This is a genomic window from Geomonas subterranea (assembly GCF_019063845.1).
In the GTDB taxonomy this organism is placed as follows: Bacteria; Desulfobacterota; Desulfuromonadia; order Geobacterales; family Geobacteraceae; genus Geomonas; species Geomonas subterranea.
Genome location: NZ_CP077683.1, coordinates 1635148 through 1647756, shown reverse-complemented (window position 1 = coordinate 1647756; position 12609 = coordinate 1635148). Strand labels below are relative to the sequence as shown.

Genomic DNA, 12609 nt, shown 5'->3' with positions numbered 1-12609 from the left:
AGCCGATGGAAGGAGGCTGAAGATCTGTTCCCTAACGTCTAGACGCAAAGGCTCCAGGCAGTATTCGGGGTACCGCTTGGAGCCTCTTATCCTTCAATTAATATCAGTCTGTCGGTTGTGGTTCAGGGATCAGGAAATAGTTCAGTCCGCTCCGGCTACTATTCACTACGGTGATAGCATCAGTATATGAGCTGTAGCCACTCTTGCTGACTGTAAGGGTGTAGGTTCCCGCCTCGATGCCGGATATCGCGAAGGTCCCTTTCTTTCCAGTAATGCTCGACTTGCCGGCGATGGATACAGTCGCTCCCGCCAGTACAGGACCGGTCGTGCTCCCTGCCCTGACAGTCCCGCTAATTGAGTATGTAGGGATCGGTGTGAGGTAGAAGGTCAGGCTTCGTTGATCGGAACTGACATAAAACGAGCTATCGGCATAGGCATAAAATCCGGTCTTGCTGATCGTAAGGGGGGATGTGCCGGCCGGAACGCCTGTGATCAAAAATTTACCCTTTCTGTCCGTGGTCGTAACCTTCTCCCCGATGGCAACTTCAGCTCCAGCAATCGGCGCACCTCTTTCACTTCCATACCTCACTGTTCCACCTACTGCATACGTGGGAGATGGGGTAACGGTGAACGAAATGGTTGCATCATGAGTCAACGTGCCACTGGCTCCCGTTACCTTCAGCGTGTAAGTGCCGAGCGGTGCTGTATTCCCGACGGTGAGTGAAAGTTCAGCTGTTCCAGCCCCGGCTGTAATAGTCACTTTATCGAGCAGAGCCGTCACCCCTTCCGGTAGGGCCGAAACGGAGAGGGCAACGTCCGAACTAAACCCGCCCTTTGCCAGTATAGTAATGTTTGCGGTCGCATTCCCCCCTTGAGACGCGGTCAGTGAATTTGGCACAGCGGTTATGGAGAAATCCGGGGCGCTGACAACACCGATGTTGAAGGTCATGGCAGTTGCCGATGCACCAAAATCGCTCAGTTTCATTCCCGATGCTGAACCGTCCCACCAGCTCGTATTAGGTGCGCTGAAATCATCCAGAATGTTCGTGTAAGAGGCAGCGCCGTTGCCGAGGTAAAATAAATCGAAAGCGTCACCGTAGTTTACATATCTTTCAAAATGCCACTGGTTATCCGCTTGAACCAAGGTGAGTTCATAATTATGGTGGGACTGGTTTGGCGTAAGGCTCTGATTGTCACGCTCTCCCAGTTCATCCACATGCCACGCGGCGACACCTGCTGCGGGAAGTCCCGCGTCCCGTCCCACCTTTTGCCGGTTTTCAAGCAGGAAATACTCGGTCGCCACCCCCGGCCGGCTATAGCGGTAGAAATTATCGCTGCCACTGGTCGGGGCAGACAAAAGCGTCCCTACCAGGGCTGAAGAACTATCCAGATTGGTAATCGTAGCCCACCCCGCTGCCGTCTTCAGGTAAGCATCGACTTGGACGGGGTTGTTCCCGCTCCCGCCGTAACCCATCAAGCTGAAGTCGCCAGCGCCACCAACGGAATCATAGCCGTAGTCGTAAAGGTCGGGAAATCCGCAGAGCATATGACCGTTTTCGTGACAGAACGTGCCAAGTTCCAAAGCTTGGCCCACATTGGTCACCTGATAACGGTAGACCGATTTCCCGTCCCCCAACGGAACTGAGGTCGCAAGCACCCACGAGTGGGGCCAAAGCCCATAACTCCACACGCCACTGTCTGCACCGGCAAAATACACATTAAATGCCAGAACATTGCCTGAGCCATCGGTGGATAGCGTATTGAATGTCGGAAGTATCACACTGGCGTAATCGCTCCGTGCCTTCAAAATGGTCAAGGCGTCGTTTATCAGGAGCCGTCCCTGAGCTCCGCAATCACGTGATGTATTGTCGTAGTATGTTTTGGGCTGGGTCATCCGAACGTACATGGTTATCACGTTAGAGTAGTCAAGACGCCCCCCTGAAACATCCCCGAAATACTGCCGCACCGAGCCGTTGTTGCCAAACCCGACATATGAGGTGCCGTTGAGAAAACCATCTATTTCCGTCGCGCCTACGGTAGCTGGCACATCCGGAAAATCTATCAGCAGAGTCAACCCGATTTTAGTACCAGTGGTGCTGGTGGCCGGTGGCGATGTCTGGGCTCCAGTTGCATTGACGGAAGCGGGTGGATGTAAATTCTGCGACTTCAGCAAAGCCCAGCGGGCAGACAGGCCGGTCTCTGCTTCCCACTGCCTGCGCCGGCTTTGCGCGATCGCGGAAGCAGCTTTTGGGTCTACACGGATGTGACGTTCCAGGTTGGGTGGAGCCTTCTTGTGTGCGGGTACCCCCGTGGAAACGAGATCTTTGCCGTCCTCGGAGCGGGTGGCATAAAAGTACGCGCCTTGTTTGGGGTCGAAAACCACTGCATAGCCGTCGGTGGTTTCGAATATCGCATGAAAATCATCACCTTCTCCCCAAAGTACGACTTTTTCATGATCAGGCTGGACGAAGTGGAAATATTTAGAGAAAGGAGCCGCCCATGTGGTAGCAGGTACAACAAAGAGAAGTAGCGTCAAAAGCAACAGTGAAATACTTCTCGCGCTTTTAGCACACGAAGAACTAAGTAACCTAGCCATACGTCCCCCTTGTTAATAAGTTGACGATTCAATCCTTGATGTAAGGATATGCTAATATTACCTGTAATGGTTCTGTGCCTTTTCACTGAGAGTCTTGCTTTGAGGAACCTGTCTAAATGTGCAAATTCATTGCCATAAATAAAACTAATATTATTTCAGATGTTTGGGGGGAGCGGCCACGATGGTGTTTTCCTGAATGTAAAGCTATCCGACATGCGGAACTTGTTAATATCACGCTGCCTTGTGGACTATTGACAACAGCTCCTCCTGGCGACATGTGGAAGTCGTTGCCTTACAAGAAAAGTCTGTACCGGAAAAGGATGTAAATAAAATCGACAGGAATGTTGAGGTGGATATCAGAGCCAAGTGGCGTCCCCGCGTTCCTCAACCCGATTCGGCTGTAGAAGTGACACACCAGGGCGCAGGTCTGGGGGGGGATCGAGGTTTGACTGGTAGCGCGACGGTACCGGATACCATGGAGGCTTTACTTATCGGAAGACAAGGGGGGGCGTCGGTTGATTCTCACGAGGGAACCGTTCATCCGTCACTGGGATGGGCCGGCGTCTCCAGCAACAGCTGGTAGAAAGTCAGGTCGAGCCAGCGGCCGAATTTGAATCCAACCTGGGGCAGGGTGCCGACATGCTTGAAGCCGAGTTGCTCGTGCAACGCGATGCTTTTGGCGTTGGTCGCATCGATCCCGCCTATCATCGCATGCACATCATTCTCCCGAGCCGCCGCTATCAGCTCTTTCATCACCGTCCGGCCAAGCCCTCGGCCTCGATGATCCTTATGCACATATACAGAGTGTTCCACCGTGTACTTGAAGGCAGGAAATACGCGGAAGGTGCCGTAGCTTCCGAATGCCAGCAACACCCCATCGCCGTCCTCGATTCCGATTACCGGGAAGCCGCCAGTGCGTTTGGCCTCGAACCAGTCGACCATGGATTGCCGTGTCCGGGCGTTGTAGTCATAGAGTGCGGTAGAGTGCAGGATCGCCTCGTTGAAGATTTCCAGTATCGCGTCCGCATGTCGCTCGAAGCTGCAGCGCACAATAGTGTGTTCGCTCATCACGCTTTCCTTATTGTAATTTAAGTGCTGCAGTGGGGGATACACCCCTATGAGCACCTTGCCTAGAGATCTCACAGGACCAGCAGAAAGATTTGGAAGGAGATGGTAGCCCAATCTTTTTGTCATAACAACAGTAATCGCCAGATCCCGTACGCCTTCGGGCACCAAGCAGCCATACGTTTCCCTCAGGGCATTGACACATGTTGATCTTGTAGTATTGTCTTTCAGTTGGAAAAATCTAATTTTACGCATGGGAGGAGAACGATGCGGCGACTTTCGAAAAACTTGGTGACAGGTTGTGTGTCTCTTGGCGTTTTGTGTGGGTCAGCGAGTCCGGGGTTGGCCCTACCGAAGCAGCAGGTGTTTCACTGTGCCTGCGATTGTTCCTACAACGGTCAAGTTGACCACACGGTTAACTTCAGCACCTCCGACTGCAGCGTAGCTATTGGGATGGTCTGTCAGGTTGAAGTCCCCCAGCAAGGAGTGTGGGTGATAAGGAACGGAGAAATCACCGGTTGTTTGGGAACGGCGGCTTCAGGAACAAGAGCTCTTGGTGCCGTGGAAGTAGGCATTCCGCCGGTTAAGCAAGGCGCCACCTCCCGCTAGCGGACAAAGGAAAAGGGGACAGGCTACTTTTCTGGAGATATTGGATGCCGAGAATAGCACGAGGGCTCAGTGACGGGTTCCTTTTCCATGTACTGAATAGAGGGAATGCTCGACAGGAAGTCTTCCATAAAAATGGCGATTACTATTCCTTTCTGATGTTGATCGAAGAGGCCGTGGGTGAATTCGACATTGGGGTACTTGCCTACTGTCTGATGCCAAACCACTTTCATTTTCTTATAAATCCAGGGAAGGCGCAGACGCTTGGTAAGTTCATGCAATGGCTGCTGACTTCGCATGTGAGACGGTATCACCAGCACTACGGGACCTGCGGGCATGTGTGGCAAGGAAGGTATAAGAGTTTCATTGTTCAGGAAGATGACCACCTGCTTACCGTGATGCGGTATATCGAGGGTAACCCGGTTCGGGCAAATCTTGTGAAAAGCAGCAAAAACTGGAAGTGGTCCTCGCACGTGGAGCGACTTGGTCGTCAGCCCAGGAATATCATTGATGATGCACCTATCGCCCTTCCCGCTGATTGGACTAGCTACGTAGACGATCCTATGACGGCAAATGAAGTTGAACGTCTTCGGAGGAGCGTCAACAGGCACACACCGTTTGGAGCCGACGCGTGGGTAGAAACTGTTTGCGGAGAACTCGGGCTCGAATCAACACTCCATCCACGGGGGCGCCCTAAAAAGGAAAAGTAGCCTGTCCCCTTTTCCTTGGAGCCAGTCTTCAGCAATCCCCGTCTGAGCGTAGGTACTTCCCGCCTACTTTCGCCTAACGGTCTTCCTTCAAGCTGCTGCCTACCATGCTTCCGACGTTTTCAGCGCTCGATTTTGATGGACTCACCTGCCGCCATTTGTCGTTTTGAAGATCACCAGCGCACCGCCTGCCCCCAGCCCCCGTCCTGTGCGCCCTGGGGAGTTGACTCCTTAGGTGCAGAACCCCATTCCCGATGCCAGGCATCCACTTAGGTTTCTAGTCCCGGTGCAACGGGCAATACCTGCAGCCAGCGCTACGGTAGCTCCAACCGCAACTAGTCGAACATTACCCTGCCATTTACCAAGTAGACCTCTACCTTAACCACGGCTTCCGCCTAGCCTGGCTGCACCAAAAAATTCGGCAGCCGGACGATCAGGCAATAAACAGACAGGATCAAACTACCTCCTTTTTCTGCACGGGTGTACGATCCGATTATCAACGCGAGTACCAAACACATCAAAGGAGAACAGACGTGAATAATTTTATCTTCAGCATTCCCACCATCGCATATTTCGGCAAGGGGCAAATCGAGATACTCGGCGAGACCATCAAGACACATGGCGGCTCCAAGGTGCTCTTGGCATATGGCGGCGGCAGCATAAAGCAAAACGGTATCTACGGAGCGATCCTCGATCAGCTCCACAAAGCCGGCTTGGCCTATGTTGAGTTGAGCGGGATACAGCCGAATCCGAGGATTGAAAGCGTAGAGGAAGGGATTGCCACCTACCGCGAAAACGGCTGCGATTTCATTCTCGCCGTGGGCGGCGGTTCGACCCTGGACGCCTGCAAGGCCATTGCCGCCGGTGTGAAATACGAAGGCCAGGTGCACGATCTGTTTGTCGATGAATCCGGTATCTCGTCCAAGATCACCGCGGTAGCTCCGCTTGCGACCATCCTGACCATGGCGGGAACGGGCTCTGAACTGGATATGGGGGGTGTCATCACCGTCGGCGAAGATCACAAGAAAAAGGTGGTCCTGCATCCGCTGCTCAACCCCAAATTCTCCATCCTGGACCCTGAGTACACCTACACGGTGCCGGAATATCATTCCATGGCGGGGGTCGCGGACATCCTGTGCCATCTGATGGAGCAATACTTTACTCCCGAGGGGGCGGCGAAGGTCCAGGACCGCATGAACGAGGGGGTCATGAAGGCTGTTCTGGAGGAGGCCCCGAAGATTCTCGCGGACCCGAAGGATTACGACGCCCGCGCCAACATCATGTGGGCCAGTTCCATGGCTTTGGCGGGATTCCAGTTCGTGCTGGGAAAGCCGGGATTCCCTTTCCCGCTGCACGGCATGGGGCACGAACTTTCCAGCAAGTACGACATGACGCACGGGGTTACCCTGGCGCTGCTGACGCCTTCCTGGATGCGCCACACCATGAGCACTGCCCCTGAGCACCTGCCGGTCTTCGCGCGATTCGCCCGCAATGTCATGGATGTCCGAGAGGACGATGATGCCAAAGCGGCAGAGGAAGGGGTTAAGAAGCTGGAAACATTTTATTCGGCCATCAAAATGCCGGCGAACCTGCGCGAGGCAGGCGTCAAGGAAGAAGACCTGGCAGTCATGGCAGAGAAAGCCGTTGAAAACGGGAACCTCGGCATCCTGACCTCTCTCGGCAAGGACGAGGTGTTGCAAATCATGCGCATGGCATTTTAGGCGACAAGTCAGTGCCCATTCGGAACATCCGGATGGGCACCGTGGTTCCGCAATTGAAAGGATAGTGGACAGAGAAATGAAAGCTCTTGCAATAAATGGCGGTACGAGTCCGTGCGGCGGAACGGAAATCGATACAGATGGGGATGTTTTGGCTCTAACAGATCCCAGGCCCGGCTGGTATGTGCTCGGTGTACTGAGCCTGTTGATGGGGTTCGCCTCGGTTTCGACCGATCTTTACCTGCCGGCCATGCCGGTGATGAGTCGTTCCTTGCACGCGCGCACCGGCATGATCGAGTGGACCATCTCCGGCTATTTGATAGGGTTCAGCTCGGGGCAGTTGGTCTGGGGGGTGATCAGTGACCGCTACGGGCGTCGATTGGCGGTCGGCAGCGGGCTGATCCTGTTTGTGGTCGGTTCGGCTGGCTGCGCACTGTCAAACGACGTGGCGACGATGATCGGGTGGAGGATCGTGCAGGCGCTTGGCGCATGCGCAAGCGTCGCCTTGTCACGTGCCATGGTGCGAGACCTCTACGAGGGGACCCGCGCCGCCCAGATGCTTTCCACCCTGATAACGGTGATGGCCATCATGCCCTTGGTCGGTCCGCTCCTCGGCGGGCAGATTGTCGCTGTATCAGGTTGGCGGGCGATCTTCTGGTTCCTGGTCGCCGTCGGACTTGTGACCCTGGGAGCGCTCTACACCATACCGGAAACGCTGCCCATGGCAAAGCGCAACAGCGAACCGTTCAGCAGGGCCCTGTTTCGTTACGTCGAGTTGCTGAAGAATCGCCGGCTGTTGGGTTATCTTGGGGCAGGCGGCTTTCTTTATGCCGGCATGTTTGCCTATGTTGCCGGAACCCCCTTTGCCTATATCAGCTATTACCATTTCCCGGCCCGACTCTACGGCTTGCTGTTCGGCCTTGGCATCATCGGCATCATGCTTGCCAATATACTGAACCGTTGGCTGGTCGGCCGTTTCGGCCACGACCGGATTCTTTTGTCAGGAACTATCGCGGCCTTGGGGACCAGCGTTTGGGCTGGATTTGCCGCGCACAGCGGCCTGGGGGGGCTTTGGGGACTGGTTGTGCCTCTGTTTCTCTTTGCTTCGACCACCGGTTTCATCGTCGCCAACTCGATTACCGGTGCCTTGGCCGATTTCCCGCACCGTGCCGGTGCCGTTTCTGCGTTGACCGGTGCCGTTCAGTACGGCAGCGGCATCTTCGGTTCGGGGCTGGTGGGGCTGTGGGCCGACGGTACTCCCTGGCCTCTGGGGCTGGTCGTCGCCCTAAGCGGCATCGGCTGCCTACTGTCGATGTTGTTGCTGATCCCTTCTAGGGACGAATTGCAGACATGATGTCCGACCGGCTTGCCAAAAAAGAGCTAGATTAACCTTCGCGAGGTGCACGCATGAACAAGAAATTAGCAATAATCCTGTCGGTCATTCTCAGCGCATTCCTGACTATTCCGGGCGCTTCGGAGGTTCAGGCCATGACAGACCGAGGTTTGAGTGCCAAAGAGGATAAGATTGTCACCATTGCTGCTTTCACTGCCAATGGCAATCAACAGAAACTGAAAACGGCCTTGAATGAAGGTCTGGATGCCGGTTTGACCATCAACGAGATTAAGGAAGTACTCGTGCAGATGTACGCCTACGCTGGTTTTCCCCGCAGCCTGAACGGCATCAATACCTTCATGGCCGTTCTGGAAGAACGGGAACGGAAAGGGATCAAGGACGTTCCCGGCAAAGAACCTGGCCCTATGCCTGCCGGCAAGAGCAGCGTCGAACTCGGAACGGAGATCCAGACTCGCCTGATAGGTGCACCTGCCACAGGGAAATATATTACTTTCGCCCCGGCCATTGACGCTTTCTTGAAGGGACACCTTTTCGGGGACATCTTCGGACGTGACAACCTGGATTTCCAGAGCCGGGAAATAGCGACAATTTCGGCCCTGGCTTGCATCGACGGGGTGAATCCTCAGTTGCAGTCTCACTTTAACGTCGGGCTGAATGTCGGACTGACCGAATTGCAGTTGCGTAATGTGATAAATATTCTGGAGATCACAGTTGGCAGGAAGGAAGCCGCAAATGCCAATAAAGTATTAAGTGACGTGTTGGGCCTCAGGCAGACCGAGCATAGGATCAGTGTTACTCGAAGCGGTTCACTGGCTTCAAGCCAGGGGGCAGCTGATTATTTCACCGGTTCCGTAAAAATCCAAATGCTGTTCAACGCGCACGATCCATCACGCACTACCGGGGGAGCCGTCACGTTCCAACCTGGTGCTCGAACCGCATGGCATTCACATCCGTACGGTCAGACTCTGATCGTGACCGCAGGCGCTGGCCGGATACAGCAGTGGGGTGACCCCATTGTGGAGTTCAAGCAAGGAGATGTGGCATGGATTCCGCCTGGCGTAAAGCACTGGCACGGAGCCGCGCCAAATTCTGCTATGACCCACGTCGCCATTCAGGAGAGCCTGGACGGCAAGACCGCGGACTGGAAAGAACAGGTCAGCGAGGAACAATACCTCATGGACCCGGCGTCCAAGTAGACAGGCAACTGCTAGCCGGCGCTGATCTCCCATCTGCAGAAGAATCACAGTGACTCTCCATGCCAAGTCCTCAGGTAACCTCGGTTGATTTATGGTTTTGAACGTCTGGGGCGTCATGGAGGCGTCGTGTCGTGGTCATCAATGGGGGGGGACATGGGGACGCCCATGATCTCATGTGTTTCTTCCGACTATGCTGCTGCTGTCAGGAGACAATTAAGTCCTTACAAAATGAGACGCGAATCCCCTGTTTTTACGCTGGTGGCGTTATCTGACTCAGCACGATTAGTTCTTACATTTCCTGCATGTTTTTCATTAGACGATTCCCCAGACAATAAAGTCCTTACATTTTGATGTAAGAGGGAGTAGTTGTGGTCTGCATGAGCAGGACGGCATTCCCCGAACCTTCAAAGCAAAAGCGTATCCACCTACCATCATAACTGCGACGACAGCAGTTTGTTGCTTCTATGCCGCCAACGCCCCACCCAGATGGACTATCAGCATTTCTCTGCTAACTACCTGCCTGACGTCAGGTGACTTTTGGTTCTGTTTGAGAGAAAAGCCCTTCTCCCGTCCTGGCCATGGTCCGTGGGAAGTGCATGATGGTCAAAGGTTTGTATTTTGACACCAGATTTACCCCCCCCATTTGCAACTTGCTGTTTCCCGTGTTTAATATCTTTGTTCCTGAAGTTGTATATCCCCCGATTGCGGTCACATATTTTGCATAGTGGCCGCCTCCTATTGCCACCCCCCGAGAAGTGCTGACACCATTTTCGTGTTAATTCTGACTAATTTGTCAGAATAACTTCAGTTGGGAAGACAATGCTTCTCGCCAATAATGCAGACAAAGGATACAGCGCACATGCACGTTTTGGTGATCGAAGACGAAATAAAGGTGGCTCAAGCCCTAAGAATAGGGCTGGAAGCGGAGCAGTACGAGGTAACGGTGGCCTACAGCGGGGAGGACGGGTTCTTCCAGTTGAACGCGGAAGTATTCGACCTAGTCCCTCTCGACCTGATGCTTCCTGGACGCGACGGGATCGAGATCCTGACAACGCTCAGGACGCGCGGATTCGAGACGCCTGTCCTGATCCTGACCGCGAAGGATTCGGTGCGCCGAGGTGATCGACTGCATCGAGGTTCTTGCTGAAGAGAAGGAGCAGAGTATTCTTCTGGATGCGGAGCCTGCCTACGCTGAGGTCGACGCCGCTACGATCCGCCAGGGGGTGATCAACCTGATCGATAATGCGGTGAACGGTGAAATATGCTCCACAACGTGGCCAGATCAGGGTGGTGGTCAGAAAAAGGGGGCAGGACGGGGCCGTAATCGAGGTAATAGATGACGGGCCGGGCATCGCAAAGGAGCACCAAGCGAAGGTCTTTGACCGCTTCTACCGCGTCGACAAGGGACGCTCCCGGGATATGGGTGGAACGGGGCTGGGACTGGCTATTGCCCGCTGGGCGGTGGAGTTTAACGGCGGACGGCTTGAACTGGAGAGTGAAGATGGCAAAGGATGTACCTTTAGGATCGTTATCCCGGCAGTCACAACTTGACCATACACAGCTTTGAAAAAAGCGAACAACACAGAGGGGGAAAAAATGGAGAAGAGGACCGTATCGGGATTGAAGGTCGGATTCGCAGCACTATTGGCAACAGCCGCGTTCGCAGCCAGCGCGATGGCGGAGGAGATGGCCTTCCCGGAGGGGACCGCAACGCCTTCGGAGACCTGTGGAGGGTGCCACAAGGCGATCTACCGTGAGTTCGCCTTCGGATTCGGAAGCGACATTCACTACAAGCCGACGACCATTCCGCAGAAGGAGGGGGAAAAGATCACCATGCCGGCCGGTGTATCGGCCATGGCAACAGCCCACGCCTTTGCAGGGGTGGAGCCTTATCCAATTCACGCCCGCGAGGCGGAGGAAGAAGGGAAGTCTTGCAACGTCTGTCACTACCCGGAGCCCTTCGCTATCCCGGATATCAACATCGCCGAGATGACCAAGCCCAAAGGGCGGGCGAAGGACAAGGAAAAGGTTGGGATTACCTGCGCCAGTTGCCACCTCACCCCGGAAGGCAAGATAAGGGGGCCTCACAGCGTGGCGGCGCCTCACGGCACGGTAGCCGATCCGCCCATCCAGACCTCGGCCATGTGCGCTTACTGCCACAGCATGGGGAAAAGGGTCGTCGGGAAGCAGACCCAGACCTTCCTGGAGTGGCGCGAGGATTTCAGCAAGCCGGGGCTGGGTAAACAGCAGTGCCAGGACTGCCACATGCCGCGCACCACGCGTAAGGTGGCCGAAGACTTTGACAACCCGGAGCGCCCGGTGTCTCGGCACCTTTGGACCGGCGGCCGCTCCCAGCAGCGGCTGGCCAGCGCCCTCAGCATGGCGATCAGCCAGCCCGAGGAAGGAAAAGCCGGGTTGACCTTCCACCTGATCAACATCGGCGCGGGACATTCGGTCCCCACCGGCTCAAACCGCAGGGCGATTTACCTGAACGTTGAAGTGACGGACAAGAAAGGGAAGAAGGTGGCGACCAAGGAATGGATGATCGCCCCCTCCTACGGCAACCGTCCCGACGACAAGAAGTTCCTAGAAGAGGACAAGAAGCGTCCCGACGCTGTTGCCGCAAGCCAGGCCGATGCACAGGGACCCCACGAGTCTAACATACGCGCCGGAGAAGAACGGATTCTTCCCTGGGCGCCCGGACTGAAGCCCGGGGAGTACACGGTCAAGGCTCGTCTGATCTATGACCTGAACCGCTACAATGTCCGGTCCTTTAGCGGAGATCAGACGGAGATAAACAGTACTACCCTCGCTGTTAAGATCAGAAAGGGATAGCAACGCCGATTCTTGGTGTTCCTAGGCAAACATGGGGGCCTGTGCTTGCGCAGGCCCCTTCCTATTGATGGCTTGAACCTAGCAGCGGCGGGACCTGAAGGAGACGAACAGGGCCATGTCCATTTTCACCATAGCAAAAAAAAGAACCTATCCGAAAGCCATGCTGGTGACGGCAATCCTTTGCTTTGGATCTCTTCCCGTTCTCGCCAAAGGTTTGCAGCATTTCGATTTCAGCAATGAGATGCCGGGGACGGAAGCTAAGTCGTTCAGTTCCTTGATCGGCAACTGGCACATCAACCGGGATGGCTCCAGGTCCGTCTATGCGGTGGACGGTAGAAACTGGGAACAGGGGGTAATGGCGCCCGCAGCCGGAGCAAAGGCGAGAGCGCTTTATGGCGAGAGTTCCACAGGGTTTCTCCACAACCTTGAGGCGTATCGCTACTCCCCGCTCTCTGTATTCAAGGAAGTGAAAACCTTCCAGGAGGAACCGTTGAAACCACCTTCAAACCGGTGAGCTGCAGGATCGACCAGG

10 protein-coding genes are annotated in these 12609 nt (G+C 54.9%); 8 read left to right on the top strand and 2 right to left on the bottom strand.

The window, feature by feature from the left end; all coding sequences use genetic code 11:
- Positions 1-103: 103 nt before the first annotated feature.
- Together KP001_RS07080 and KP001_RS07075 are read right to left on the bottom strand one after the other, a co-directional pair.
- Positions 104-2596: a M6 family metalloprotease domain-containing protein gene (locus KP001_RS07080; RefSeq protein WP_217288832.1), complete on the bottom strand. Its 2493-nt coding sequence runs from the start codon at positions 2594-2596 to the stop codon at positions 104-106.
- Positions 2597-3133: 537 nt separating this feature from the next.
- Complete coding sequence (locus KP001_RS07075; protein ID WP_217288831.1) at positions 3134-3664, bottom strand: GNAT family N-acetyltransferase; 531 nt, start codon at positions 3662-3664, stop codon at positions 3134-3136.
- Between the two features lie 650 nt (positions 3665-4314).
- Here KP001_RS07075 and KP001_RS07070 point away from each other — a divergent pair.
- The 8 genes from KP001_RS07070 (at position 4315) to KP001_RS07035 (ending at position 12591) form a co-directional block, all read left to right on the top strand.
- On the top strand, positions 4315-4977 hold the full coding sequence (locus KP001_RS07070; RefSeq protein WP_217288830.1) for a transposase: 663 nt from the start codon (positions 4315-4317) through the stop codon (positions 4975-4977).
- Between the two features lie 530 nt (positions 4978-5507).
- Complete coding sequence (locus KP001_RS07065; protein ID WP_217288829.1) at positions 5508-6695, top strand: iron-containing alcohol dehydrogenase; 1188 nt, start codon at positions 5508-5510, stop codon at positions 6693-6695.
- 76 nt (positions 6696-6771) lie between these two features.
- Complete coding sequence (locus KP001_RS07060) at positions 6772-8046, top strand: multidrug effflux MFS transporter (protein WP_217288828.1); 1275 nt, start codon at positions 6772-6774, stop codon at positions 8044-8046.
- Positions 8047-8099: 53 nt separating this feature from the next.
- Positions 8100-9242, top strand: coding sequence for a (R)-mandelonitrile lyase (locus KP001_RS07055; protein ID WP_217288827.1), 1143 nt, complete (start codon positions 8100-8102; stop codon positions 9240-9242).
- A gap of 859 nt (positions 9243-10101) precedes the next feature.
- Positions 10102-10389, top strand: coding sequence for a response regulator (locus tag KP001_RS07050; protein WP_217288826.1), 288 nt, complete (start codon positions 10102-10104; stop codon positions 10387-10389).
- A gap of 107 nt (positions 10390-10496) precedes the next feature.
- Positions 10497-10793 carry a sensor histidine kinase gene (locus KP001_RS07045; RefSeq protein ID WP_275423360.1) on the top strand — a complete coding sequence of 99 codons (297 nt, stop codon included), beginning with the start codon at positions 10497-10499 and terminating at the stop codon, positions 10791-10793.
- 45 nt (positions 10794-10838) lie between these two features.
- The gene (locus tag KP001_RS07040) at positions 10839-12077 is read left to right on the top strand and encodes a hypothetical protein (RefSeq protein WP_217288824.1); all 1239 of its coding nucleotides are present in this window, start codon (positions 10839-10841) and stop codon (positions 12075-12077) included.
- A gap of 115 nt (positions 12078-12192) precedes the next feature.
- A complete protein-coding gene (locus tag KP001_RS07035; RefSeq protein WP_217288823.1) occupies positions 12193-12591 on the top strand; it encodes a hypothetical protein in 399 nt (132 codons plus the stop codon).
- Positions 12592-12609 lie beyond the last annotated feature (18 nt).